Origin of the sequence: Loktanella gaetbuli, assembly GCF_020531945.1 — a bacterium.
GTDB lineage: Bacteria > Pseudomonadota > Alphaproteobacteria > Rhodobacterales > Rhodobacteraceae > Loktanella > Loktanella gaetbuli.
Genome location: NZ_JAJATZ010000005.1, coordinates 60287 through 86257, shown reverse-complemented (window position 1 = coordinate 86257; position 25971 = coordinate 60287). Strand labels below are relative to the sequence as shown.

Below are 25971 nucleotides of genomic sequence, written 5' to 3'. Positions count from 1 at the left end.
CGCGTGTGGCGCAGGGTATTCGGGCAGGGCTGGGCGTGATTTAGCCCTTTGATCCGATCCGCGGTTCGGTACCGTCGCGCAGGCGCGCGATGTTCGCGCGGTGCCGCCAGAAAATCAGCGCCGCCAGCACAAAGGCGAGGGCAAAGAACTGTCCGGCACCCAGAACCAGCAAAACCAGTGGTGTGACGGCTGCTGCGACGAGGGCTGCGAGGGATGAAATCTTGGCCAATTTGGCGGTGCCAGCCCAGACGGCGCAGGCGATCAGGCCCGCGATGGGCGCAAGGATGAGGATCAGGCCGAGAAAGGTTGCGACACCCTTGCCGCCCTTGAAGCCCAACCAGACGGGATAGCAATGCCCGACAAAGGCCATCAGCGCAGCCAGCTGCACGGCGTCGGGACCTGCGAACGCGCGCGCGAGAATCACGGCCACGACGCCTTTGAGTGCGTCACCGATCAGGGTGATCGCGGCGGCCTTTTTATTGCCGGTGCGCAACACGTTGGTGGCCCCGATATTGCCGGACCCGATGTCGCGCAGGTTGCCCAGACCCATCAGGCGGGCGGCGATCACGCCAGTGGGGATCGACCCCAGCAGATAGCCGATCACGGCCCAGAGGATCAGAACGCCGGTTGGACTGACGAATTCAGGCATCGACGTCTCCGAATATGCGGGTGCCGTCGACCCATGTGCCCAGCACACGGCCCTGTAGGCGCGCGCCGTCAAAGGGTGTGTTTTTCGATTTCGACAGCAGCGTGCTGCGGTCCAGCTGGAACGGCATATGTGGGTCGAACAGGATCAGGTCAGCGGGTGCGCCGATGCGCAACCGGCCTGCGTCCAGTCCCAGACGGCGCGCAGGGTTCAACGACATGGCGCGGAACAGGCGCGGCAGGCTGATCTGATCCTCGTGCACCAGCCGCAGGGCGGCGGGCAGCAGGGTTTCCAGACCGACGGCACCGGATGCGGCGTCCTCGAACGGTAGGCGTTTGGATTCCTCGTCCTGTGGGGTGTGCATGGAACTGATGATGTCGATCAGTCCCTCGGCCACCGCAGCAATCACGGCGCGGCGATCGTCCTCGGACCGCAGGGGTGGTTTGAGTTTGAAGAACGTCCGGTAGTCGGCCACGTCGAGTTCGTTCAGCGTCAGGTGGTGGATGCTGACGCCTGCCGTGATGTCCAGACCGTTGCGTTTGGCCCGTTCCAGCGCGGGCAGCGCGCGGGCGGTGGTGATCTGGTCGGCGTGGTATTTCGCGCCCGTCATTTCCAGCAATGCGATATCGCGGTCCAGCGCCATGCGTTCGGCCATGGGTGACACGCCGGACAATCCCCGCAGCGAGGCGAATTTGCCCGCGGTGACAGAGGCCCCGTCCGACAGCACCGGATCCTGCACGTGACCGACGACAAGCGCATCGAGGCTGGCCGCATAGGTCAGGGCGCGGGCATAGACCTTGGTATTCGTGACGACACGGTCGCAGTCGGAAAACGCAACCGCACCACCGTCCAGCAGCAGGCCGATTTCGGTCATTTCCTGGCCCATGCGGCCCTTGGTCAGGGCCGCCATGGGCAGGACGTGGACCTGCGCGTCAGCGGCAGCGCGACGTGCGACGAATTCCAGTGTTTCCGGCGTGTCGATGGCGGGCAGGGTGTCGGGGCGGGTGACGATCGTGGTGACACCACCGGCCGCTGCGGCCCGCCCGGCAGAGCGAAAGGATTCCTTGTGACGTTCGCCCGGTTCCGAAACCTTGACGCCGATGTCGATGATGCCGGGTGCCAGACAGGCACCGCCTGCGTCGATGACCTGCGCGTCCTTGGGGGCGGCACCGTCGATGGCGATGATCAGCCCGTCACGAATTGTCAGGCTGCCGGTTTCCTCTGTCAGGGCGACAGGATCGATCAGCGTTGCGTTGGTGAAATGGGTCAGGGTCATGCGGGCCGGTCCTGTCTGTTCGTCGCAGGTTTAGGGACCGGGATGGATAGGGTCAATCTTTGCTCGTGTCCGCAGATGGGCCTGGCCGTCAGCTGGCGACCCAGATCATCACCCCCACCAGCGCGAACAGCACCAGCAGCGCCAGCGTCGCAACACGGCCTGACATGGCGGCGTTGGACGGCGGACCCTTGCCCGGTGGGATCGCACCCGTGGCACCGGCGCTGGCAATCGGCGATACGGGCGGGCGCAAGCGTGCGGGCTCACCCAAGGTCGTGACATGGCGGACGCCGGGTGCAGGAACGAGTGTGACCTTTTGTCCCCATGATGCGCGTGACATCACCAGAATGACCGGACCTGATATATCGCGCAGCGCCGCGTCATCGGCCAGATCGGACGGCACGTCGTAGCCCTGATGGAGGTAGTCCAGCAGCGACAGCCCCGCCAGGTTGCGGGTATCGACGACGTCCACGAAATCGAGGTTCAGCGCATCCGTTCCAAGTGCCTTGGCAATGGCGGCCGGGTCCGCCTCCAGCAGGGCGGGGTCGGCAGGCGGAGTGACCGCGAAGATGCGAATCTGGCCGTGGTCGTCGTCGGGAATTGTCAGTGTCATGGCTGCCTGCATGTTGCGGTGGTCGAGGGCTAACCGCAGGGGGCGGCCCCGGTTCCGCCTTTGGCGTGGCGCGACATTATTTTTTGTCGCGGGCCGCGCGTTCCTCGCGCGTGGGTTTGTTGTTCCAGGTGTTGTTGCTCAGGCCCAGTTCGGCGGGCAGCGGTTTGGTTTTACCCTTGCTGACCTTGCCGCCCTTGTTCAGGAATTCCTGGATCAAAGCATCATCGGTGGTTTGTTTTGGCACATGTTTCATGGGGGCAGGCTAGACGCTTGGGCCCCCGGTGGCCAGCCCTGTGCGTCAGGCAGCCCGTGCGGCGCGCAGGTTCTGCGCCAGCAGGTCCATCGCGGCCATGCGCACGGCGACGCCCATTTCCACCTGCGTCTGGATCACGCTGCGGTTGATGTCGTCGGCAATCGTGCCGTCGATTTCCACACCACGGTTCATCGGGCCGGGGTGCATGACGATGGCATCGGGTTTGGCATGGCTCAGTTTTTCCGCATCCAGCCCGTAGCGGTGGAAATATTCGCGTTCGGACGGAATAAAGCCACCGTCCATCCGTTCTTTTTGCAGGCGGAGCATCATCACCACGTCGACCCCCTCCAGGCCCTTGCGCATGTCGGTGAACACCTCGGCCCCGAAATCAGCGATGCCCGTGGGCATCAGCGTGGGCGGGGCAATCAGGCGGATTCGGTTTTCCATCTTGCCCAGCAGCATGATGTTGGACCGGGCGACGCGGCTGTGCGCGATATCGCCGCAGATCGCGATGGACAAACGGTGCAGCCGTCCCTTGGCCCTGCGGATCGTCAACGCGTCCAGCAGCGCCTGCGTGGGATGTTCATGCCGTCCGTCACCGGCGTTCAGAACGGCGCAATTCACCTTTTGCGCCAGCAGGTCCACAGCACCGGATGACGGGTGGCGCACCACCAGCAGGTCGGGATGCATGGCGTTCAGGGTCAGGGCCGTGTCGATCAGGGTTTCGCCCTTTTTGACGCTGGAGGTCTGCATCGACATGTTCATCACGTCGGCGCCCAGCTTTTTTCCGGCCATCTCGAAACTGGCCTGCGTGCGGGTCGAGTTTTCAAAGAACATGTTGATCTGGGTCAGACCCGCCAGCCTGTCGCGCGGCGCGGTGCCGGCGCGGTTCGCCTCGGCGTAGGTGTCGGCAAGGTCGAGCAGCGTCGTGATCTCGGTCGGGTGAAGGTGTTCGATGCCAAGCAGGTGACGGGCGCGGAATGTCATCGGGATCCTCCGGGTGTGATGGCGGCGTTATAGTGCGGGCCGGGCAGGGGGGCCAGCCCCCGTCCGTGCCGGACTCCCCCGGGATATTTCGAAAACAGCGATTGCCCTTGCTGGGGGTCTGCCCATTCGGCGGCAGGCGGCCTATGATCGCGCGGATGGAATCGGTGGATACATATTGGTCGGATCTGGCGCTGCTGGATTGGCAGGTCGAGCTGGGGGCTGTAGATGCCGTAGGCGACGTGCCGGTCGACCGCTATGCGCTGGAGGTGAAACAACCCAAGCGCCAGCCCGCACCGGCACCCAAGGGGCCACCACCGGTGGCAAGGGTCGCGGATCTGGACCCCGTTGCGCTGGCGCGCGATGCGGCAGAGGCCGCAGCCGATCTGCCGGCGCTGGCCGCAGCGCAACAGGCGTTCGAGTTGTGCGAGCTGAAGCGGGGCGCGCGCAATTTTGTCTTTGCGGACGGACATGCGGGTGCACGGGTGATGATTGTCGGCGAGGCACCGGGACGGCACGAGGACCGCGAGGGGCGGCCCTTTGTCGGTGAGGCGGGCCAGCTTCTGGACCGGATGCTGGCGGCGATTGGACTGGATCGCGGGGCCACGGATGCAGACCGCGCTGTCTATATCACCAACGTGCTGCCGTGGCGGCCGCCGGGCAATGCCACGCCGGGGGCTGAAGATGTCGCGATGATGGTGCCGTTCCTGGAACGGCATATCGCGCTGGCGAACCCTGACCTGATCGTGCTGATGGGCAATACGCCATGCGGTGCGCTGCTGGGGCGGCAGGGGATTACGCGTTTGCGCGGGGCCTGGGCCGAGGTGCTGGGTCGTCCGGCCTTGCCCATGTTCCACCCCGCCTATCTGTTGCGCAACACGATCGCCAAGCGTGAAGCATGGGCCGATCTGCTTGCGCTGAAATCCAGACTGAAGGACCCTGCATGAGCCGCATCGACGAAACCCGCGATTTCATTCCCGTTCGGATTGCCGTGCTGACCGTCAGCGACACGCGCCGTCCGCAGGATGATCGGTCCGGGGATACATTGGTGGAGAGACTGACCCAAGCGGGGCACATGTTGGTTGCACGGACCATCCTGCGGGATGACCGGGCCGCGATTGCAGATCAGTTGCGCGACTGGTGCGCCGATGCGGGTATTGATGTCATCATTTCCACCGGGGGAACCGGCCTGACCGGGCGCGATGTCACGGTCGAGGCACATCGCGACGTCTATGAAAAGGAAATCGACGCCTTTGGCACGGTGTTCACCCATGTCAGCATGGCCAAGATCGGAACATCGGCCGTGCAGTCGCGCGCCACTGGGGGCGTGGCGCAGGGCACCTATCTGTTCGCCTTGCCCGGCTCGCCCGGTGCGTGCCGCGATGCCTGGGATGAAATTCTGTGCAAACAGCTGGATTACCGTCACCGGCCCTGCAATTTCGTGGAAATCATGCCTCGGTTGGACGAACATCAACGGCGCAAGTGATCAGCACGGCCTTGTGACGTCATGTCGCTGGCCTTGGGGTCAAACTGGTCTAAGTTTGAACACTGTAGCAGAGGGATAGTGCATGCGTTTTCTGAGGCGGAGTCTGACGGGTCTGTTCCTGCTGGCGGCAACCCTCGCCCTGCTCGTGGTGGCCGGCAACACGGTGCGGGGCGCCATCGTTGCACGCATGAACGAAGAGCCGCGCAGTTTTCCCCAGCGCGAACGTGTCTTTGCCGTGAACGTCACGCAGGTGACCGCAGGCACCATCGCGCCGGAACTGCGGACCTTTGGCGAATTGCGCAGCAGGCGCAGCCTGCAGGTGCGGGCCGCCGCCGGGGGCACCGTGCTGGAGGTTTCCGATGCTCTGGTCGATGGTGGCCGGGTTGCCGCTGGCGACGTTTTGATGCGGATCGACCCGGCGACGGCACAGGCGGCCCGCGACCGGGTTGCCGCCGGATTGCGCGACGCCGAGGCCGAGGTGCGCGACGCGGATCGGGGCCTGACATTGGCACAGGATGAATTGGTCGCGGCCGAGCGTCAGGTTGCTTTGCGCCAGACGGCGCTGGACCGCGCGCGCGATCTGGCCACGCGGGGGATCGGCACACAGCAAGCTGTTGAAGAGGCCGACCTCGCATTATCCAGCGCACAGAGCACGGTTTTGACCCGCAGGCAGGCGCTGGCCAACGCCGAAGCGCGCATCGATGCCTCTCGGACCGCGCTGGATCGGGCCGAGATTGACCTTGCCGAGGCCGAACGGACGCTGGTGGATACGACGGTGACTGCACCCTTTGCGGGTGTTCTGGCGGATGTGACGATCACGCCGGGCGCGCGGGTGACGGCGAACGAACAGGTGGCGACGTTGCTGGATCCTGATTTGCTGGATGTGTCCTTTCGCGTGTCGACCGATCAATACACGCGCCTGCTGGACGAAACCGGTCGCGTGACGGGTTTGCCCGTGCAGGTGACGCTGGATGCGCAAGGCACGCCCGTCACAGCGCGCGGTCAGGTGGACCGTGTGGGCGGCGCGGTCGGCGAAGGTCAGACGGGCCGCCTGCTGTTCGCGGCACTGGACGCGGGCCGGGCGTTTCGTCCCGGCGATTTTGTCACGGTCAGCGTGACCGAGCCGGAACTGACGGATGTGGCGCTCGTGCCAGCGACGGCGGTGGCCGCCGATGGCACCGTTCTGGTGGTCAATGGCGAAGACCGGTTGGATAGCGCGCAAACCGAAATTCTGCGTCGTCAAGGGGATGATGTCATCATCGCCGCAGCGGGGCTGGACGGTGCGCGGATCGTGTCCGAACGATCGCCCTTGCTGGGGGCGGGTATCGGTGTGCGGCCGCTGTCGCCCGATGGCACGATGCCCGAACCTGATCCGCCGATCGCACTGGATGACGATCGGCGCGCGCGTCTCAAGGATTATGTTGAAACCAGCCAGATGCCCGACGCGGTGAAGACCCGTATCCTTGCGCAGCTGGACGCCCCAGAGGTCGACGCCGAAACGGTGGCGAACCTCGAACGCCGGATGGGCAGCTGATGGCTGCGGGGGGCGACAGGCTGGCGGCCGGGGCAGGCGGTATCCTGTCCTATTTCGTGCGGCATCGGACCATCGCCAACCTGCTGCTGTTCGTGATGATCGGGGCGGGCCTGCTGGCCTGGCCGAACATGCGCGCGCAGTATTTCCCCGATGTCGTGGCCGGCGGCATCGATGTCACGGTGACATGGGACGGTGCGGGTGCCGAGGCCGTGGACGAGGGTATCGTGCAGGTGCTTGGCCCCGCGCTATTGGCGGTCGAGGGGGTCGAGGCCTCTGAATCCTCTTCCAGCGAGGGTCGCGCCCGGATCGAACTGGAATTCATGCCGGGCACGGATATCGACCGCGCGGCCGAGGATGTGCAGGCGGCGATCGATACCGCGACCAACCTGCCAGAGGACGCCGATGATCCCGAGATACGCCGAGGCGGCTGGTCGGACCGCGTGACCGATGTCGTCATCACCGGGCCTGTCAGCGTCGATCAGCTGGGGCGTTTTGCCGACGAAATGGTCATCCGTCTGTTCGAAGAGGGCGTGACGCAAGCCACCGTGCGCGGGATCGCCGCACCTTCGACCATCGTCGAGGTGCCGCAGATCAGCCTGATCGAATACGATATCGGGCTTGCCGATATCGCCGCGCGCATCAACGAAGAGGCGACCGGCAGCCCTGCGGGCGATGTGTCGGGCTCTGCCCGCGTGCGCACTGGCGTCGCCAAACGGACCGCCGATGAAATCTCCGACATTGCGCTGCGGTCCAATCCTGACGGGTCGTCGCTGACGGTGGGCGACGTGGCGACCGTCAGGGTCGAAGGCGCTGACCGAAGCCGGGCCTATTTCGTCGGTGAAAATCCTGCGGTGCTGATCAGCGTCGTCCGCTCTGCCGCCGGGGACGCCATCGGATTGCAGGAAAGCGTCGAAGAGGTCGCGGCGGAACTGGCCGCAACCCTGCCCGCCGGGACGACGATCGATCTGGTGAACGGCCGGGCCGAACAGATCACGGGACGTCTCAATCTGCTGTTCGAAAACGGTCTGATGGGGCTGGCGCTGGTCGTCATCCTCTTGTTCCTGTTCTTGAATGCGCGCACGGCCTTTTGGGTGGCGATGGGCATTCCTGCCGCCATGCTGGCAGCCATCGGTTTGATGTATCTGACCGGGGTCACCATCAACATGATCAGTCTGTTTGCGCTGATCCTGACGCTGGGCATCGTCGTGGACGATGCCATCGTTGTGGGTGAACACGCCGATTATCGCGCGCGCGAGCTGGGCGAATCGCCCAAGGTCGCGGCCGAAAACGCAGCCCGGCGCATGTTCAGTCCGGTCTTTTCCGCAACCTTGACGACGGTGATTGCGTTTTTCGGGCTCGTGGTGGTCGGGGGGCGTTTCGGTGACCTGATCGCGGATATTCCGTTCACGGTGATTGTCGTTCTGCTGGCGTCCCTAGTCGAATGTTTCCTGATCCTGCCGCATCACCTGAGCCATTCGATCGGCCCGAATAACGGGCAGGCCTGGTATGATGCGCCGTCGCGTTTCGTGAATCGCGGATTCCGTTGGTTCAGCGAGCGTCTGTTCCGGCCGTTCATGGCGCTGGTGATCCGGGCGCGTTATCCCGTGTTCGCCGGGATCGTGCTGATCCTTGCGACGCAGGTGACGCTGTTCATTCAGGGCGATGTGCGCTGGCAGTTCTTTTCGTCACCCGAACAGGGTGAGGTGACGGGCAATTTTGCGATGCTGCCCGGTGCGACCCGGTCCGACACGCTGGAAATGATGCGCGAGATGCAGCGCGCCGTGGATGCGACATCGCAGGCGTTCGAACAGGAAACCGGCGTCTATGCCACGACCTATGTGGTGTCCGAAATCGGTGGCAACGCGGGCCGGGGCATTTCGGGGGCCGATGAAAAGGACCCCGATCAGCTGGGTGCGGTCAGCGTCACCCTGATCGACGCGGACCTGCGGCCCTACAGCTCTTCTGATTTCGTGACGCGCCTGCAGGATGAGGTCGTGCAGCATCCGCTGGCCGAAACCGTCAGTTTCCGCCGCTGGGGGGGCGGCCCGGGCGGTGACAGTCTGGATGTGCAGATGTTCGGGGCCGATGCGATCACGCTGAAACAGGCGGCAGAGGCGCTGAAATCCGAACTGGCGCAATTCGCCGAAATCAGCGGGCTTGAGGATACGTTGCCTTATGACAAGGAAGAACTGTCGCTGGAACTGACCGCGCAGGGGCAGGCGCTGGGTCTGAACATCGACGCCCTTGGTCGCACGCTGCGCGACCGGCTGGGCGGGATCGAGGCGGCCAGCTTTCCAGACGGAACCCGGTCAGCCACCATTCGCGTGGAACTGCCAGAGGGTGAGCTGGAGGCCGATTTCCTGGAACGGACGCTGGTGCGGACCGACACCGGCGACTACGTGCCGCTGGCGGATGTGGTCAGCGTGACCAGTCGCACGGGATTTTCGACCGTACAGCGCGAAAACGGCATCCCGCTGTTGTCTGTCGTCGGCGACCTGTCTGACGACAACCCCGACCGCGCGGCCGAGATCAACCAGATCATCAACGACACGATCCTGCCCGACATCGAGGAACGTTTCGGCATCGAAACGCAGTTGTCGGGTCTGTCACAGCAAGAGGCTGATTTCCTCAATGATGCGCGCAACGCGCTGATCCTCGTGCTGGCTGGAATTTTCCTGAGCCTTGCCTGGATTTTCGGTAGCTGGACGCGGCCGCTGGTCGTGATGGCGATCATTCCATTCGGTCTGATCGGGACGATCTACGGGCACAATGCGTGGGGCATCCCGATGAGCCTGTTTACCGTGATCGGCATGATCGGGATGGTGGGCATCATCATCAACGATTCCATCGTGCTGGTGACGACGATTGACGAATACGCACAGGACCGCGGGCTGGTGCCTGCGATCATCGATGGTACGGTCAACCGGCTGCGTCCCGTATTGCTGACCACCCTGACAACGGTGCTGGGTCTGTCGCCCCTGCTGTACGAGGGATCGGTTCAGGCCGAATTCCTGAAACCCACCGTGGTCACGCTGGTCTATGGTCTGGGGTTCGGCATGGTGCTGGTGCTGATCGTGGTGCCGTCGCTGATGGCGATGCAGGCCGATTTCAACCGACAGATCATGGCCGCACGCCGTGCGTTGCGCGGGCGGCGTATGGCGATGTGGTTGCCCGTGGGGCTGGGCGCACTGCTGGCGCTTGGGCTGTTTGCGGCCTTGGTCGCCCCGTTGCTGCTGTTTGGTCAGGGATGGGCCGCGGTGACGGCATTTCTGCCTGCCTTGGGCAACCTTGGTGCGGCGCTGGGCGCATACCTCGTGCTGCTGGCTGTCGCACTGCTGGCGGTCTATGCGGTCGGGCTGATTGCCGCGGGGCTGCGGCGCAGGGTCTAGCCTGCCGTGCAACCTGTCACGTCAACGGCACGATCCGACCCCAGAACGGTGAACCGCAGTTTGCTGCGATCCAGTGCAAAGGCCTGACCGTCGCGCACCAGCCGTGCCGTTGCCGTCAGACTGTCGCCTGCACGCATCACTTGTGGTTCCGACACCCAGACCTGTGGATCGGCCGTTTCGATCACGACGGCCTCTTGGGTGCCGGTGGGCGGCAGATGCAATGTCGCGGTCAGGATCAGCCCGTCATCGGCTTGGGTCAGTCGGCAGGTGGCATGGCCACCGGGTTGCGGCTGGTCCAGCAGGGCCGCGATGATCGCGGGTGTCGGCGCACCGGCAGGGCCAAGTGGTGCATCAAAACGCAGGCTGATCGGCACGCAGATATCGAGGCATACGCCGATGTCCAGCGATCCGGTCAGATGGTCGGTTCCGGCAGGCACCTCGATCGGCAGGACGAGGTTTTCGGAATAACCGACCGACCGCATCCCGTTCTGGTGGAACACGATCGGCGTCGGCCAGTGCAGTTGCGCATCCGGCGTGTCCTGGAGCGACAAAAGCGGCGGAATGCCGGCGTCGCCGGGTGCCCGCCAATAGGTTTTCCATCCCGCAGGCAGCGTCACGCGCAGGGCCGTCATGCGGGTGCCCTGTGCGGTGGCATGGCCTGGCAGGACCGACAGTTCGACATCGACGGGTTGCGCCTGTGCGGACAATGCGGACAGGCAGACGGACAGCGCGAGGGCGGACAATGTTTTCATGCCACATCAATGCCCCGGACCATGTGTCATGGAAAAGGCATGAAAGAAGACCTCTCTCAACCGTGACCGTCTTGCACAGTTGCGGGCGGGGGCGCATCATCGGCAAATGGACGTCTTTGACAATCTGTGCGGCAAGTTGCTGATCGCGATGCCCGACATGGGCGACCCCCGGTTTTCGGGGTCCGTGATCTATATCTGCGACCACTCTGACGAGGGGGCCATGGGGTTGATCGTGAACAAGCCTATTCCGCAACTGCGCCTCAAGGCCCTGCTGGAACAGATGTCGATTCCAACAAGCGCCGATGCGCGGGACATGGCGGTGCATTTCGGCGGGCCGGTGGAAAAACAGCGCGGATTCGTCCTGCATGACGGGGCATACCGCAGCGGTGACAACACGGTGCCAGTGACCGATGACGTCTGCATGACAGGCACCCGCGACGTGCTGGAAGCACTTGCCCAGGGTCAGGGTCCGACCTCTTGTCTGATGGCGCTGGGTTACGCGGGTTGGTCGCCGGGGCAGCTGGAATCCGAAATCACGCAGAACGCCTGGTTGACCGGTGAGGCCACGCCGCAACTGCTGTTCGGTCGGGCGCATGAACACAAATGGACGGGTGCGCTCAGGGCGATTGGCATCGACCCGCTGCTGCTGTCGGCTGCGGGCGGTCATGCCTGAGACCCCAAGCCCAAGGAACCACCGATGACCGATGTGCTGATGCTCGCCTTTGTTTTTCTTGTGGCGGGGGTTGCCTCGGTTCCGATCGCGACGCGGTTCGGGCTGGGGTCCGTGCTGGGCTATCTGATCGCCGGGGTGCTCATCAGCCCGTTGCTTGGGTTGATGGCCGTCGATGTGGAATCGATCCAGCATTTTGCCGAATTCGGGATCGTGATGATGCTGTTTCTGGTCGGGCTCGAACTTGACCCGGCCAAGCTGTGGGACATGCGCGCGCGTCTGCTGGGGCTGGGCGGCGGGCAGGTGGTGCTGACCATGCTGGCCGTGACCGGGGCCGCGATGGCATTGGGACAAACCTGGCAGGTTGGTCTGGCCATCGGTGCGGTGCTGGCGTTGTCATCCACCGCCATCGTACTGCAAACGCTGAACGAAAAGGGCCTGATGCGCAGCGACGGCGGCCAGTCGATGTTTTCGGTGCTGCTGATGCAGGACATTGCGGTGATCCCTATGCTGGCGCTGCTGCCCTTGCTGGCCACGGGGATCGGGGCAGAGCAGGCAGCCGATGCGACCCATGATCTGAGCCTCGTCGCGGAGCTGTCGGGCTGGCAGACGGCATTGGTCAACGCGCTGGCGGTGATCGCGGTGATCGTGGTGGGCTATACCCTGACCGGCCCGGTATTCCGGTTCATCGCCAAGGCGGACCTGCGCGAATTGTTCGTCGCCGCGGCCCTGATGATGGTCGTGGGGATCGCGCTGCTGATGACGCTGGTCGGGCTGTCGCCTGCGCTGGGCACCTTCATCGCTGGTGTGGTGCTGGCGGGCAGCGATTGGCGTCACGAGCTGGAAGCCGATATCGACCCGTTTCGGGGCCTGTTGCTGGGGCTGTTTTTCATGACCGTGGGCGCTGGCATCAACTTTGCATTGCTGGCGGATCAGGCGGTGGTGGTGATTGCACTGACGCTGGGGTTGCTGCTGTTGAAAGGTGCCGTGCTTTGGGTGCTGGCGCTGGCGTTCCGTCTGGAACGCACGGACCGCTGGCTGTTTGCGCTGGGATTGGCGCAGGCGGGCGAATTCGGGTTCGTGCTGCTGTCATTCGTCACCGCTGGCCGGATTCTGCCGCAGGACATCGCGGACACGCTCTTGTTGGTGGTCACCCTGTCGATGCTGCTGACGCCCGCGCTGTTCATCCTGTACGAACGTGTGATCCTGCCGCGCGCGGATCAGGACCTGCGCGCGGCGGATACCGTGGACGAGGCCCCGCAGGTCATCATTGCAGGCCACGGGCGGTTCGGTGGTGTGGTCAAACGCATCCTCGAGGGCGGCGGCATCCATCCGGTCGTCATCGACTACAGCGCGCGGCAACTGGACATGCTGCGCGTCTTCGGGATGCGGGCCTATTTCGGTGATGCCAGCCGCCCCGAGATGCTGGAGGCCGCCGGCATCCGTGACGCAAGGATGCTGGTGGTGGCTATCGACGACCGCGACAGTGCCACCCGGATCGTGGCGCATGTCCACGAGAACTATCCTCATGTGCATATCGTTGCCCGGGCGCGAGACCGGCATCATGTCTATGAATTATATGCTGCCGGATGCCGTGACATCATCCGCGAGACGTTCGACAGCGCCGTGCGCACGGGGCGGTCGGCGCTGGTTGCGATGGGAACAGCGCCTGAAACCGCTGATCGCATGACCAGCGGCTATGTCGACGACGACCGCGCGCTGTTGATCGCGATGGCCCCGGTATTCCAGCAGGTCGAGGGCAACCCGATGGCAACGGAATATGTGGAAAAGACCCGCGCATTGCGCGCGTTGCAGGATCAGATCTTTGCCGAGGGCGGGGCGAGTTTCGGTCAGTTGAAATCACGCATGGCGGCGCGGGGTGACGATGTGGACGAGATCGTGCGCACCACGGGCATGGCGCTGCAACCGCGCGACGAATAAACGCAGCACAGGCTGGTCAGTGCGGGAGCCTCCGGCGGGAGTATTTCCGGCAAGATGATGCGGGCGCGCGGTGTTCAGTCGCCAGCGAGGGCGCGGACGATGTTTTGCGCGCTGTCGCTGGACCAGTCGGCCTCGCCCAGCAGGCGGGCGATTTCCTGCCCCTGCGCGTCCACGATGATCGTGGCCGGCAGGCCCAGCACGCCAAAGGCGCGGGCCATGGATTGATTGGCGTCCGTCGCCTTTGGCAGATTGGTCACGCCGATTTCAGTGAAAAACCGGTCGATGCCTGCGGGGTCGTTGCGCCCGGTCGCGACTGTCAGAACCGCGGCCTCATCACCCAGCGCCGTCTGCAGGGCGGACAGATGCGGCATTTCCACCCGGCAGGGCGCGCACCAGGTGGCCCAGAAATTCAACACGACCGGTTTGCCTGCATAATCCGTCAGGCTGGCCTGTGTGCCGTCCTCGGACACGAAGGTGACATCGGGCAGCGGGACGGGGCCGGACCATGTCAGTTTGCGCATGTCGCCGTCTGCGAGGTCCTGAAGTGCGAGGGTATCCACCGGCGAGGGTGTGGGGGCGGGTGTCAGAACGCCGGAGCCGACGGTCAGCACTGCGATTGCAAGGCAGGCAGCGCCCGTATAGATCAGCGTTGATGTTTTCAAAGCCAAAGGGCGGCTCCTTTTTGTTATGACCGATCACGCGAACACCATGTGGGGCGGCCGCTTTGCCGCCGGACCCGATGCGATCATGGAGGCGATCAATGCCTCTATCGGCTTTGACCGTCGCTTGGCGCAACAGGATATCGCGGGCAGCCGCGCGCATGCGGCGATGCTGGCCGCGACCGGCATCATCACAAATAGCGATGCGGAGGAAATTCGCAAAGGGCTGCTGACGGTCTTGTCAGAAATTGAGGGTGGAACGTTTCCGTTTTCCGCAGCCCTTGAGGATATCCACATGAATGTGGAGGCGCGGCTGAAAGAGATCGTGGGCGAGGCGGCGGGCCGTCTGCACACGGCACGGTCGCGCAACGATCAGGTGGCTGTCGATTTCCGCCTGTGGGTGCGTGACCAATGCGACGCCGCAGATGCGGCGCTGGCCGCCGTGCAAAAGGCGTTGTTGGGTCAGGCCGAGGCCGGGGCCGATTGGGTCATGCCGGGGTTTACCCACCTGCAGGTCGCACAGCCCGTGACCTGGGGCCACCATATGCTGGCCTATGTGGAAATGCTGGGCCGTGATCGTTCCCGGTTTGCGGATGCGCGCAAGCGGATGAACCTGTCGCCGCTGGGGGCAGCCGCACTGGCAGGCACGTCCTTCCCGATCGATCGTGAGATGACCGCCGCGGCGCTGGGTTTTGACGGGCCGATGGCGAACAGTCTGGATGCCGTGTCGGACCGCGATTTCGCGCTGGAATTTTTGTCGGCGGCCAGCATCTGCGCGATGCACCTCAGCCGTCTGGCAGAGGAATTGGTGATCTGGTCGTCTGCGCAGTTCCGGTTCGTCAAGATGTCGGACAAGTGGTCCACCGGGTCCAGCATCATGCCGCAAAAGCGTAATCCCGATGCCGCAGAGCTGATCCGGGCCAAGATCGGTCGGATTTTCGGGGCGAATGTCGCGCTGATGACGGTGATGAAGGGCCTGCCGCTGACCTATTCCAAGGATATGCAAGAGGACAAGGAGCAGGTATTCGACGCCGCCGACAACCTGATGCTGGCACTCGCCGCGATGGCGGGGATGGTCGCTGACATGACGGCCAATCGCGAATCCCTGCGCGCGGCTGCAGCGACAGGATTCAGCACGGCGACGGACCTGGCCGACTGGTTGGTACGCGAGTTGGGCCTGCCGTTCCGCGAGGCGCACCACGTCACCGGATCGCTGGTCGCCATGGCAGAGGACGCGGGCTGCGATCTGCCTGACCTGACGCTTGCGCAGATGCAATCCGTGCACGACGGTATCCGTCAGGACGTGTTCGACGTGCTGGGGGTCGAAAACTCTGTCGCGTCGCGCACAAGTTTTGGGGGCACCTCACCCGTGCGTGTCAGAGAGGCGATTGCGCAATGGCAAAAGCATTTGGGCTGATTGCGGCGCTGGCGCTGATGGGCTGCGGTGTGCAGGGCGACCCGGTCGCGCCGCAGGCGGCGCAGACCGCAGGCGACGGGCCTGTGGTCGCAGCACCGCCGGTGGTGCTGGCGGACGGCGTGGGGCGCGTGACCTTGGGGCCGGGCGGTCTACGTTTGGGGGCAGCGGGGATCCCCGCCACCTTGTCACACTAGGAGGGTCTGCATCATGAAGGACATGTCACCGCTGCGCTGGGTCTGGGCCGCACTCGCCGTGTGGGGGGCCGTGCATCCGATGTATTGGTTCGTGTCCTGGTTCCGGGCCGAGGGCTGGTCGCTGGGGGCGATGATCGACGCCTGGTATGTGAACGATGCCACGACGGGCCTGACCTGGGATCTGACGATTGCGGCCGTGACCCTGACGATCTGGGTGCTGGCCGAGGTCGCTGTGCGGCGCAACTGGGTGGCGCTGCTGGCGATCCCGGCGACGTTCTGCATTGGTGTCAGCTGCGGTTTGCCGCTCTATCTGTTCTTGCGCGCCAAACCGATCCGCTGACGCCGTCCGGCGCTGTTCGCGCCTGCGGCGCAAAGGGGCCCCGCCCGCCGTCCCATTGCGCAGCGCGTCCGCCGTGGTATGAGGGCCGCGTCGTTTGGCGCGGGAGTCTGTGGTGGATCATTTCAATTACAAGAATGGCGAACTCTTTGCCGAGGATGTGCCGCTGCGCGATATCGCGGCGGCTGTCGGCACGCCGTTCTACGTCTATTCCAGCGCCACGTTGCTGCGGCACTTCCAGTTGTTCGATGATGCGCTGGCGGGCATGGACCACCTCGTCTGCTTTGCCATGAAATCGCTGTCAAATCAGGCGGTGATCCATCTGCTGGGCGAGGCCGGGGCCGGCATGGATGTCGTGTCCGAAGGAGAATACCGCCGGGCCCGTGCGGCAGGCATTCCCAGCGACCGCATCGTGTTCTCTGGCGTGGGCAAGACACGCACCGAGATGCGCACCGCGCTGGACGGCGGCATTCGCCAGTTCAACGTCGAGAGCGAGCCCGAGATGGAAACGCTGAGCGAGGTCGCCACGGCGATGGGCAAGGTCGCACCGATCACGATCCGGGTGAATCCGGATGTGGACGCCAAGACGCACGCCAAGATCGCGACCGGCAAATCCGAAAACAAGTTCGGTATTCCGATTGCGCGTGCGCGCGAGGTCTATGCGCTTGCGGCATCTTTGTCGGGGATCGAGGTGATCGGCATCGACGTCCACATCGGCAGCCAACTGACCGATCTGGAACCGTTCCGCGCTGCCTATGCCAAGGTCGCTGAACTGACCGAGGTGCTGCGCGCGGACGGTCATGACATCCGCAGACTGGATCTGGGGGGCGGTCTGGGCATCCCCTATTCGACCGGCAACGCGAACCCGCCGCTGCCGAGTGACTATGGTCAGCTGATCAAGGACAGCGTCGGCCATCTGGGTTGCGAGATCGAGATCGAGCCAGGCCGCCTCATTTCCGGGAACGCAGGCCTGCTGGTCAGCGAGGTCATCTATGTCAAGGAGGGGGCCGACCGTCAGTTCCTGATCATCGATGCCGCGATGAACGATCTGATCCGTCCTGCGATGTATGACGCGCACCACGACATTGTCCCGGTGATCGAACCTGCGGTGGCGGCTGATCGCGCTACCTATGACGTGGTTGGTCCGATCTGCGAAAGCGGCGACACATTTGCCAAGGGACGTCAGATGGCGCAGGTTGGTCCAGGTGATCTGGTCGCGTTCCGGTCTGCCGGTGCCTATGGCGCAGTCATGAGCAGCGAATACAATTCGCGCCCCATGATCCCCGAGGTTCTGGTCCAGCGCGATCAATTTGCGGTTATTCGCGCACGTCCCACCTTTGACGAAATGATTGCGCGCGATACCATTCCTGCGTGGCTGTAGCGACAGCAGCCCGTCACCCCGTCCGAGGAGAGGGAAGCTGAGCCGCACGCACAACGACCTGCCGCATCTGAAACGACCCGTCTTGCTGACGCGTCTGGGGTTGCTCGCCGAACGGGCGACGCGGGCCTTTTGGCCCTTGTGGAGCATGTGTTTCGTCATCCTCGCGCCCCTGATGTTCGGGTGGCAGGACCGCCTGACGCTGGAGGCATTCTGGGGGCTGTCGGTGCTGGCCGTGCTGGGGATTGGCATCGCCCTTGTCTGGGGTATCCGCCGGTTTACATGGCCGACCGAATCCGACGCCGTGGCCCGTCTGGATGCCAGCCTGCCGGGGCGACCCATTGCCGCAGTGCGCGACACGCAGGCCATCGGCACCGGCGATGCCGCATCAGAAGCCGTCTGGCAGGCCCATGTCGCGCGGATGCGCCGCGCATCTGAAAATGCCCGTGCCGTACAACCGGACCTGCGGGTCAGCGACCGCGACCCCTATGGTCTGCGGTTCATCGCGCTGCTGTTTTTCGTCTGTGCCCTGATGTTCGGGTCGGTCCTGCGGGTCGGGTCGGTCTCCGAAATCGCACAAGGCGGCACACAGACCCTTGCCACCGGTCCCGTCTGGGAAGGCTGGGTCACGCCCCCCGCCTATACCGGGCGTCCGACATTGTATCTGAACGATATTCCGCCGGGCCCGTTGCGTGTTCCGGCGGGATCCGAAATCACCCTGCGCCTCTACGGCGAGGTCGGCGCATTGACGGTGGATGAAACCGTGTCCGGGCGCACGACTGATATCGCGCCCGCCTCTGACCCCGAACAACGCTTTGTCGTGACGCAATCGGGCCGGCTTGCGATCAGCGGTGAACGAGGCGCGGCCTGGGATGTGACCGCACAGGCGGATGCGGCCCCCAGCGTATCGTTCAATGGCGAAATCGATTCCGACGCGATGGGCGAGCTGCAGCAACCCTTTGCCGCGACGGACGATTACGGTGTCGAGACCGGGTTCGTGACCATCGCGCTGGATTTGGACGCAGTGGACCGCCGTTACGGGCTGGCGGTGGACCCTGATCCGATTGATCCGCTGGTCATTGACCTGCCGATGCCGTTCAGCGGCGATCGCGCTGATTTTGAAGAGGTGCTGATCGAAAACCTGTCGGAACATCCGCTGGCCAATCTGCCGGTCACCATGACGCTGACGGTGACGGATGCCGCAGGACAGGACGGCAGTAGCGAAACGGTGCCGATGACGCTGCCGGGGCGGCGGTTTTTCCAGCCGGTGGCGCGGGCCGTAATCGAACAGCGCCGCGACCTGATGTGGAGCCATGGCAACGGGCGGCGCATCGCGCAGGTGCTGCGTGCGATCAGCTATACGCCCGAGGATCTGTTCACCAATCAGACCACCTACCTGCGTCTGCGCCAGATCGTCCGCAATCTGGAGAGTTACAACACCGAGGGTCTGACCGAGGATCAGGAGCTGGAACTGACCACGGCGCTGTGGGAACTTGCGATCCAGCTGGAAGAAGGCACGCTGGCCGACGCTCGCGAGCGTCTGCGCCGCGCGCAGGAACGGCTGGAAGAGGCGATGCGCAACGGTGCCTCTGACGAGGAAATCGCCGAACTGATGAACGAATTGCGCGAGGCCACCCGCGATTACATGCAGATGCTGGCCGACCAGATGGAACCGGGCGAAAGCGGCACGGACCAGCCTGATATGGCCCAGAATTCACAGGAAATGAGCCAGGATCAGCTACAGGCGATGATGGATCGTATCGAAGAGCTGATGCAGGAAGGCCGGATGGCCGAGGCGCAGGCGCTGATGGAACAGCTGAACCAGATGCTGGAAAACATGCGCATTACCCAAGGCGAGGGGCAGGGCGATGGTCCGCGCACGCCCGGTCAGCAGTCGATGCAGGATCTGGCGGATACCTTGCGCGAACAGCAAGAGCTGTCCGACGACGCGTTCCGTGATTTGCAAGAGCAGGGTCAGCAAGGCCAGCAAGGGCAAGAAGGCCAGCAGCAGGGGCAGGGCCAGCAACAAGGCCAAGGTCAGCAACAGGGGCAGGGTCAGCAACAAGGACAGGGCAACGAACCCGGCAACCAGCAAGGGCAGGGTCAGGCGCAGAACCAGCAAGGCCAGGGTGGTCAGGGCGGCGAGAGCCTTGCACAACGGCAGCAGGCGCTGCGCGACGAATTGAACCGCCAGCGTGGTCAGTTGCCGGGCCTGCCCGGCGATGCGGGCGACCGTGCCGCACAGCAGTTGGACCGTGCCGAAGGTGCGATGGACGGGGCCGAACAGGCCCTGCGCGACGGTGATCTGGGCCGGGCCATCGACCAGCAGGCCGAGGCGCTGGACGCACTGCGCGGCGGCATGCAGGCGCTGGGCGAGGCGCTGGCGCAGAACGAACAGCAAGAACCCGGTCAAGGTCAGGCGCAAGGAGAGACGAATGGTCAGGTGCAACCTTCGCGCCGTGATCCGCTGGGCCGTCAGCTGGGGAATTCGGGTCAGTTCGGCAGCGATGAAAACATGTTGCAGGGAGAAGACACCTACCGCCGCGCCGAGGAATTGCTGGACGAATTGCGCCGCCGGTCAGGCGAACAGAACAGACCTCAGGTCGAACGCGATTACCTGAACCGGCTTCTCGACCGGTTCTGATCCGGCGGACCGGGGGTCTTCGGCCGGTGGGCCGGTGTGATCAGATGTCGCCACCCATCGCGCGGACGAGGGCCTGAACCTGATTGTCCAGCCACAGGCGGCCCGCGTCGACGGCGGCCACATATGCGGCCAGTGGATCGGCCAGCGCGGGCACCGTTGCCGCGATCGTGTCGGCCAGCGTGTAGATGGCAACGGCAATCAGGATCAGACCGATGACGGTCAGGAAACCGGCACGCCCGCTCTTGCGATCATTTTCAGCCTGTTCGGTCGGAATGGGGCCCAGCGGGTCGCGTTCTGCGTCTGACCGCAGGGTCGAATTGATTTCCTCGATGTCGGGGAATTGTTCGCGGCGAATGGCAGACTTGGATACCGGGCTTGGCGTTTCGCCCTTGAGCCGGGCCAGACGTTCGCGGCCTTCGTCCTCGGGCGGGAGGGGGCGGCGCGGTTTGACTGCGGCGGGCTGCGGTTCGGGATCACGCAGCGCCATATCGGCCTGCCCGGCAAAGGGATCGCCGGCTTCGGCCTTGCGCGCGGCTTCTTCGTGGGCGGCCTCTTCGCGCAGGATTTCCGCAATCGACGCCTCCAGCGGGCGACGCTGGGCGGGCGCGGCTGCGGCAGCGGGCACATCCTGCGCCTGCGGCGGGACGGCCGGTGCATCATCGACCACGACGCTGTTGTCGTCGGTTGCAGCGTCAGCGGGGTCGTCCTGCATGTCGGCGTCATCATCCGGGGCATTGCCGTCGTCGTCCGCGGCGAATGGATCATCCATCGGATCAGGGTCCGCCTCGCGCGGTTCTGGCGCGCGCGGTGGTTCGACCGCGCCCATGCTTTCGGCGGCATCAGAGGGGGCATCGGTCGATTCGAACCAGGTATGTGCGCAGTTCGAACATTGCACATCGCGCCCGCCTGCGGGGATCACGTCGGCGTCGACCTCGTAGGTCGCGCCACAATTCGGGCAGATCAGTCGGATCGTCGCCATACCAAGTCCTTCGTCGGCTTGCCGAAGTTACGACACAGAAGTTTCACGGGATAGTTAACGTCCCCACAGATAAAGCCAAGACGTCCGGCACGGGTCAGAGGCTTTGCATTGTAACCTGTTGCAAATTTGGGCAAAACACTTGCAACGCTGCTGGAGGAGAAATCCGCGTGATCGAGCTGGAGAATGTGGCCTACAGCTATGGCGGGGATTCCCTGTTCGCGGGGCTGTCAATGCAGCTGGCACCGGGATCGTTCCAGTTTCTGACGGGACCGTCGGGCGCGGGCAAGACCACACTGCTGAAACTGTGCTACGGCGATCTGCTGGCGACATCCGGGCGTGTGACGCTGTTCGGCAAGGATGCCGCAGGGCTGACACGCGATGATGTGGCGCTGGTGCGCCGCCGCATCGGGGTCGTGCATCAGGATTGCCAGTTTCTGGACCATCTGCCGTTGTCTGAAAACGTGGCGCTGCCGTTGCAGGTATCCGGCCGCAGCAAGGAGGCGCAGGACAACCTTGGCGATCTGCTGGGCTGGGTCGGCCTGTCACGGCAGGCAGCCCAGACGCCCCCGCAGTTGTCGGGCGGTGAACGCCAGCGCGCGGCGCTGGCCCGTGCGGTCATCACCTCGCCGGACGTGATCGTGGCGGATGAACCGACGGGCAACGTCGACTGGGACATGTCGCAACGCCTGTTGACCTTGCTGATCGAGCTGAACCGGATGGGCAAGACGGTGCTGATCGCGACCCATGACCTGAACCTGATCCGTTTTGCCAAATCGCAGGTGGTGGCCAACGTGCTGCGCATCCGGGGCGGCCAACTGGAAACCGGGGTGACGCTTTGAATCCGCGGGTCACGCAAATCCTGGGTCTGCTGCAGGGTGACCGCGAGGCTGACCGCGCTGTCCCCCCCACCGGTTTCACGGCGCGGCTGACGGTTTTCACCGCAGCGGCGATGGCCTTTCTTGCGGTCTTTGCGCTGGCGCTGTCGGTGGCGACGGGGCGGCTGGCGGATCGCTGGTCGGCAGAGCTGGCGCGTACGGCGACCTTGCGCATATCGGCCCCCGCAGGCGAGGGCGAGGCGCAGGTGCGGGCGGCCTTGCAGGTGTTGGAAACAACCCCCGGCGTGGCATCGGCCCGTGCACTGACCCCCGAGGAACAGGCCGTTTTGCTGGAACCCTGGTTCGGCCCCGATCTGCCGCTGGAAACGCTGCCCATCCCCCGGCTGATTGAAGTGACGGCGGATGCCGATGGCTATGACGCGACCGGACTGCGCGCGCGGCTACAGGCCGAGGTCCCGGCCGCCGTGCTGGACGATCATACGCGCTGGCGCGCGCCGCTTGTCGATGCGGCCAACAGGCTGCGCACACTGGGATGGATCGCCTTGTTGCTGATCGGCGGTGCGGTGGCTGCGATGATCACGCTGGCGGCGCAATCGGCGCTGTCGGCCAATGCGCAGGTCATTCGCGTGATGCGGCTGGTGGGTGCGCGCGACGCCTATATCGCGCGCGCGTTCGTCCGCCGTTTTACGCTGCGGGCCGGGTTGGGTGCGCTGGTCGGCACGATCCTGGGACTGCTGGCGGTTGCCGCCCTGCCAAACGGTGACGACGGTGGATTTCTGACAGGTCTCGGATTTTCCGGCGCTGGCTGGTTCCTGCCCCTCTTCATCCCGCCCCTTGCGGCGGTCGTCGCGTTTCTGGCAACCCGTGCCGCGGCGTTGCGCACCCTGAGGACCCAAGCATGAGTTACGCAATCCAATGGCTGCGGTCGCTGCTGTTCACCGTCACGATGTACATTCTGATGGCAATCTACGGTATCGTCTTTCTGCCCTATGTGCTGGTGTCGCCAATGGGCGGGCGCACCGCCTGCATGTCCTACTCCCGGACAGTGATGTGGCTGGCCGGTTGGATGATTGGCCTGCGGTTCGAATTTCGGGGCACGGCGCCGACCTATGGTTGCATGGTCGCGGCCAAACACCAAAGTTTCATGGACGTGATGGCGATCTACCAGACCATGCCGCGCCCGCGTTTCATCATGAAGCGATTGCTGCTTTGGGCACCGATCCTGGGCCTGTATGCCTATCGTGCGGGCTGCATCCCCGTTGATCGGGGCAAAAAGGGTCAGGCGATCAAGGACATGCTGGCGCGGGTCAAGGCCGGCGACCAGAAACCGGGACAACTGTGCATCTATCCGCAGGGCACCCGGGTCGCGGCGGGCGTTGTGGCCCCCTACAAAAAAGGCACGGCTGCCCTGTATGGGCAGTTGCAGCAGCCTTGCGTGCCGGTGGCGACCAATGTTGGCGTGTTCTGGCCGAAACGCGGGATTTATCGCAAGCCGGGTGTGGCGGTGTTCGAGTTCCTCAATCCGATTCCGGCGGGCCTGCCCCTGCGGGAATTCATGGTCGTGCTGGAAAACGCGATAGAGGAGCGGTCCAATGCGCTGGCGCGCGAGGCAGGACTGGACGTGCCGCAGCGCAAGACAATCCCGCCTGTCGAACCCGGAGCCCCCGTATGACCCCCGTATCATCCGTCGACGAACTGGCCGCGATCTATGGCCCTGCCGTGCCTCGGTCCCTGACCAAGGTGCGCGACCGTCTGACCCCGGCCTACCGGACGTGGATCAACGCGGCCCGCTTCGTCGTGGTGTCCACCGTCGGGCCAGAAGGCACGGACGGATCGCCTCGCGGCGATGTCGGGCCAGTGGTGCGCATCGCGGATGATCGCAGGCTGTTGATGCCTGACTGGATGGGTAACAACCGCATCGACACGCTGCGCAACATTGTGCGTGACCCCCGCGTCAGCCTGATGTTCATGGTGCCCGGCAGCAACAATGTCGTGCGCGTGAACGGCCATGCCATCGTGACGGTCGATGCGGATGTGACGCAGCAATTCGAACAGCGCGGCAAACACCCCCGCAGCGTCGTCGTCATCAGCGTGACCGAGGTATATTTCCAATGCGCCAAGGCGATCATGCGGTCCGCATTGTGGTCGGGTGAGGATCACAGCGCAGCCCTGCCCAAGGCGGGGGACCTGCTGCAAGAAGTCGAGCCGGATTTCGACGGTGCCGCCTATGATGCGGGCTATGCCGCAGCGGCCGAGGCCAAGATGTGGTAGCAGCGATCCGCTGGTTCAAATCAGCGCTGCATCCCAATGCGTTGACGCTGGACGACGACAGCCTGGATGCCGCCTGTGACCCCGCCGCGTTGACACTGGCGATTGCGGGTCTGAATCTGCCGGATTTCATCCATCGCTTGCGCGTCGTGGCCCCCGCTGACATGGACCTGACCGCATTTTTCGCCCTTGGGTTTCGCAGTGTGCGGCGCACGCAACTGGTCGCAATCGACCTGAACACGTTGCCGCTGACCTTGCCTGACTTGCCCGCGGATTGGGCGGCGCAATGGGTATCGCCGGGCGATCCAGCCGATTGGACCGGCTGGTTCGCGGCCCATTGGGATCATTACGCGCGCACCCATCGCAGCAATCCGCCACGCGATCCGGGACCAGAGGGGCGGGCGCTGATATTCGGTGGGGATGACCTGACCGATGCGCTGTTCGTCACTGACGCACAAGGCGCGTTGGTGGCGTTCGGCAGTCTGCGCGCTGATATGGAATTGGGCTGGCTGGACGCAACACGTGCCGGCCCAGGCCATGTGCCTGCCGTTCTGGGGGCCGTCCTGCGCCGCGCCGTGGCCAGCGGCTGGACGCAGGCCACCTGCGAGGTGGATGACGATCACGCAGCCTTGTGGGCCTGTCTGCGCGCGGTGCAGGGGGGTGACAGCTATGTCACCCTGCACCGCGACGTTTAGGCCGCGAGGCCCTTTTTCCCCAGATCGAGGTATTTCTTGCGGCGACCTGCCATGATCTTGGCGGGTTTCATGCCGTCAAAGGATGTCAGCAGCTCGTTGATCGCGGTACCCACGGACTTGATTGCGGCGGCAGCGTCGCGGTGGGCCCCGCCTGCGGGTTCCGGAATGATCCGGTCGCAGACGCCCAACTCCTTGAGGTTCTGTGCCGTCAGGCGCAGGGCGGCGGCGGCCTCTTGGGTTTTGCCTGCGTCCTTCCACAGAATGGATGCGCAGCCTTCGGGGCTGATGACCGAATAGACGGAATGTTCCAGCATGGCCACGCGGTCGGCGGTGGCGAATGCCACAGCGCCGCCGGACCCGCCTTCACCGATGACCACGGAAATGATCGGCACCTTCAGGTCCAGACAGGCTTCGGTCGAACGAGCAATCGCCTCGGATTGGCCACGTTCCTCGGCCCCCTTGCCGGGGTAAGCACCGGGGGTGTCGACCAGCGTGATGACGGGCAGGCCGAACCGGTCGGCCATGCGCATCAGACGGATCGCCTTGCGATACCCTTCGGGGCGGGCCATGCCGAAATTACGCGCGATGCGGGATTTGGTGTCGTTGCCCTTTTCATGGCCGATCACCATGACGGGGCGACCGTCCAGACGCGCGAGGCCGCCCATGACGGCATGATCGTCGGCAAAGTTCCGGTCACCGGCCAGCGGCGTGAATTCGTCGAACAGCGCCTCGATGTAGTCCTTGCAATGGGGGCGTTCGGGATGACGGGCAACCAGACATTTGCGCCAAGGCGTCAGCCCGGAATACAGTTGTTTCAGCAGGTCGGCCGCCTTGCGATCCAATGCGGCGGCCTCTTTTTCGATGTCCATTTCCTCGTTTTCGCGGGCCATCGCGCGCAGCTCTTCGGCCTTGCCTTCGATTTCGGCGAGGGGTTTTTCGAATTCGAGATATTGGGTCATCACGCACCTTTACTGGAACTGGTGCCGATATAGGCGCGTGAGACCGGGAATTGCAATGCCGCGA

At 64.3% G+C, this 25971-nt stretch carries 25 protein-coding genes; 16 read left to right on the top strand and 9 right to left on the bottom strand.

The features are described 5' to 3' along the window. Nucleotides 1–40: 40 nt before the first annotated feature. The 5 genes from plsY to LGQ03_RS11615 form a co-directional block, all read right to left on the bottom strand. On the bottom strand, nt 41–649 hold the full coding sequence (gene plsY / locus LGQ03_RS11635) for a glycerol-3-phosphate 1-O-acyltransferase PlsY (RefSeq protein WP_226748538.1): 609 nt from the start codon (nt 647–649) through the stop codon (nt 41–43). Further along, nucleotides 642–1922 carry a dihydroorotase gene (gene pyrC, locus LGQ03_RS11630; RefSeq protein ID WP_226748537.1) on the bottom strand — a complete coding sequence of 427 codons (1281 nt, stop codon included), beginning with the start codon at nt 1920–1922 and terminating at the stop codon, nt 642–644. Before pyrC ends, plsY begins: the two co-directional genes overlap by 8 nt. Before the next feature lie 88 nt (nt 1923–2010). Then, nucleotides 2011–2532, bottom strand: a complete 522-nt coding sequence (locus tag LGQ03_RS11625) for a hypothetical protein (protein ID WP_226748536.1) — start codon at nt 2530–2532, stop codon at nt 2011–2013. Between the two features lie 76 nt (nt 2533–2608). Then, entirely contained in the window at nt 2609–2776 is a 168-nt protein-coding gene (locus LGQ03_RS11620) for a hypothetical protein (protein ID WP_177172698.1), read from the bottom strand. Nucleotides 2777–2830: 54 nt separating this feature from the next. Then, nucleotides 2831–3772 carry an aspartate carbamoyltransferase catalytic subunit gene (locus LGQ03_RS11615; RefSeq protein WP_090159892.1) on the bottom strand — a complete coding sequence of 314 codons (942 nt, stop codon included), beginning with the start codon at nt 3770–3772 and terminating at the stop codon, nt 2831–2833. 155 nt (nt 3773–3927) lie between these two features. Between LGQ03_RS11615 and LGQ03_RS11610 the strand changes: the two genes are divergently transcribed. The 4 genes from LGQ03_RS11610 (at nt 3928) to LGQ03_RS11595 (ending at nt 10178) form a co-directional block, all read left to right on the top strand. Then, nucleotides 3928–4716, top strand: a complete 789-nt coding sequence (locus tag LGQ03_RS11610) for a uracil-DNA glycosylase (protein ID WP_226748666.1) — start codon at nt 3928–3930, stop codon at nt 4714–4716. After that, nucleotides 4713–5255 carry a molybdenum cofactor biosynthesis protein B gene (moaB, locus tag LGQ03_RS11605; protein WP_090159893.1) on the top strand — a complete coding sequence of 181 codons (543 nt, stop codon included), beginning with the start codon at nt 4713–4715 and terminating at the stop codon, nt 5253–5255. Before LGQ03_RS11610 ends, moaB begins: the two co-directional genes overlap by 4 nt. Before the next feature lie 82 nt (nt 5256–5337). Further along, complete coding sequence (locus LGQ03_RS11600) at nt 5338–6789, top strand: efflux RND transporter periplasmic adaptor subunit (protein WP_226748535.1); 1452 nt, start codon at nt 5338–5340, stop codon at nt 6787–6789. Beyond that, nucleotides 6789–10178, top strand: coding sequence for an efflux RND transporter permease subunit (locus LGQ03_RS11595; RefSeq protein WP_226748534.1), 3390 nt, complete (start codon nt 6789–6791; stop codon nt 10176–10178). Before LGQ03_RS11600 ends, LGQ03_RS11595 begins: the two co-directional genes overlap by 1 nt. Here LGQ03_RS11595 and LGQ03_RS11590 read toward each other — a convergent pair. Further along, nucleotides 10175–10930, bottom strand: coding sequence for a protein-disulfide reductase DsbD domain-containing protein (locus LGQ03_RS11590; protein WP_226748533.1), 756 nt, complete (start codon nt 10928–10930; stop codon nt 10175–10177). The genes LGQ03_RS11595 and LGQ03_RS11590 overlap by 4 nt on opposite strands. A gap of 106 nt (nt 10931–11036) precedes the next feature. Between LGQ03_RS11590 and LGQ03_RS11585 the strand changes: the two genes are divergently transcribed. After that, nucleotides 11037–11603, top strand: coding sequence for a YqgE/AlgH family protein (locus tag LGQ03_RS11585; protein ID WP_090159897.1), 567 nt, complete (start codon nt 11037–11039; stop codon nt 11601–11603). A gap of 24 nt (nt 11604–11627) precedes the next feature. Then, entirely contained in the window at nt 11628–13541 is a 1914-nt protein-coding gene (locus LGQ03_RS11580; protein ID WP_226748532.1) for a cation:proton antiporter domain-containing protein, read from the top strand. Nucleotides 13542–13615: 74 nt separating this feature from the next. Here the strand turns inward: LGQ03_RS11580 and LGQ03_RS11575 are convergent, their stop codons facing one another. Next, the gene (locus tag LGQ03_RS11575) at nt 13616–14209 is read right to left on the bottom strand and encodes a TlpA family protein disulfide reductase (RefSeq protein WP_226748531.1); all 594 of its coding nucleotides are present in this window, start codon (nt 14207–14209) and stop codon (nt 13616–13618) included. A gap of 19 nt (nt 14210–14228) precedes the next feature. Between LGQ03_RS11575 and argH the strand changes: the two genes are divergently transcribed. The 5 genes from argH to LGQ03_RS11550 all read left to right on the top strand — a co-directional run bounded on the left by argH (nt 14229) and on the right by LGQ03_RS11550 (nt 20170). Then, complete coding sequence (gene argH / locus LGQ03_RS11570) at nt 14229–15617, top strand: argininosuccinate lyase (protein WP_226748530.1); 1389 nt, start codon at nt 14229–14231, stop codon at nt 15615–15617. Then, nucleotides 15596–15811, top strand: coding sequence for a hypothetical protein (locus LGQ03_RS11565; protein ID WP_226748529.1), 216 nt, complete (start codon nt 15596–15598; stop codon nt 15809–15811). The genes argH and LGQ03_RS11565 overlap by 22 nt, the downstream gene beginning before the upstream one ends. Nucleotides 15812–15833: 22 nt before the next feature. Continuing rightward, a complete protein-coding gene (locus LGQ03_RS11560) occupies nt 15834–16151 on the top strand; it encodes a DUF2834 domain-containing protein (protein WP_056035724.1) in 318 nt (105 codons plus the stop codon). Nucleotides 16152–16263: 112 nt separating this feature from the next. Beyond that, nucleotides 16264–17529: a diaminopimelate decarboxylase gene (gene lysA / locus LGQ03_RS11555; protein ID WP_226748528.1), complete on the top strand. Its 1266-nt coding sequence runs from the start codon at nt 16264–16266 to the stop codon at nt 17527–17529. Nucleotides 17530–17587: 58 nt separating this feature from the next. Continuing rightward, nucleotides 17588–20170: a TIGR02302 family protein gene (locus tag LGQ03_RS11550; protein ID WP_226748665.1), complete on the top strand. Its 2583-nt coding sequence runs from the start codon at nt 17588–17590 to the stop codon at nt 20168–20170. A gap of 40 nt (nt 20171–20210) precedes the next feature. Here the strand turns inward: LGQ03_RS11550 and LGQ03_RS11545 are convergent, their stop codons facing one another. Continuing rightward, nucleotides 20211–21149, bottom strand: a complete 939-nt coding sequence (locus LGQ03_RS11545) for a zinc-ribbon domain-containing protein (RefSeq protein WP_226748527.1) — start codon at nt 21147–21149, stop codon at nt 20211–20213. Between the two features lie 167 nt (nt 21150–21316). Here LGQ03_RS11545 and LGQ03_RS11540 point away from each other — a divergent pair, with 167 nt between their 5' ends. Genes LGQ03_RS11540 through LGQ03_RS11520 form a run of 5 tightly spaced genes read left to right on the top strand, consistent with a single transcriptional unit; the run spans nt 21317 to nt 24948 of the window. Next, nucleotides 21317–21988, top strand: coding sequence for a cell division ATP-binding protein FtsE (locus LGQ03_RS11540; protein ID WP_226748526.1), 672 nt, complete (start codon nt 21317–21319; stop codon nt 21986–21988). Beyond that, nucleotides 21985–22887, top strand: a complete 903-nt coding sequence (locus tag LGQ03_RS11535) for a cell division protein FtsX (protein WP_090159904.1) — start codon at nt 21985–21987, stop codon at nt 22885–22887. Before LGQ03_RS11540 ends, LGQ03_RS11535 begins: the two co-directional genes overlap by 4 nt. Further along, entirely contained in the window at nt 22884–23657 is a 774-nt protein-coding gene (locus tag LGQ03_RS11530; protein WP_226748525.1) for a lysophospholipid acyltransferase family protein, read from the top strand. The genes LGQ03_RS11535 and LGQ03_RS11530 overlap by 4 nt, the downstream gene beginning before the upstream one ends. Then, the gene (locus LGQ03_RS11525) at nt 23654–24256 is read left to right on the top strand and encodes a pyridoxamine 5'-phosphate oxidase family protein (protein WP_226748524.1); all 603 of its coding nucleotides are present in this window, start codon (nt 23654–23656) and stop codon (nt 24254–24256) included. Before LGQ03_RS11530 ends, LGQ03_RS11525 begins: the two co-directional genes overlap by 4 nt. Further along, complete coding sequence (locus tag LGQ03_RS11520; protein WP_226748523.1) at nt 24250–24948, top strand: hypothetical protein; 699 nt, start codon at nt 24250–24252, stop codon at nt 24946–24948. Before LGQ03_RS11525 ends, LGQ03_RS11520 begins: the two co-directional genes overlap by 7 nt. Here LGQ03_RS11520 and LGQ03_RS11515 read toward each other — a convergent pair. Next, nucleotides 24945–25907 carry an acetyl-CoA carboxylase carboxyltransferase subunit alpha gene (locus LGQ03_RS11515; protein WP_226748522.1) on the bottom strand — a complete coding sequence of 321 codons (963 nt, stop codon included), beginning with the start codon at nt 25905–25907 and terminating at the stop codon, nt 24945–24947. The two genes, LGQ03_RS11520 and LGQ03_RS11515, sit on opposite strands and share 4 nt — an antisense overlap. Nucleotides 25908–25971 lie beyond the last annotated feature (64 nt).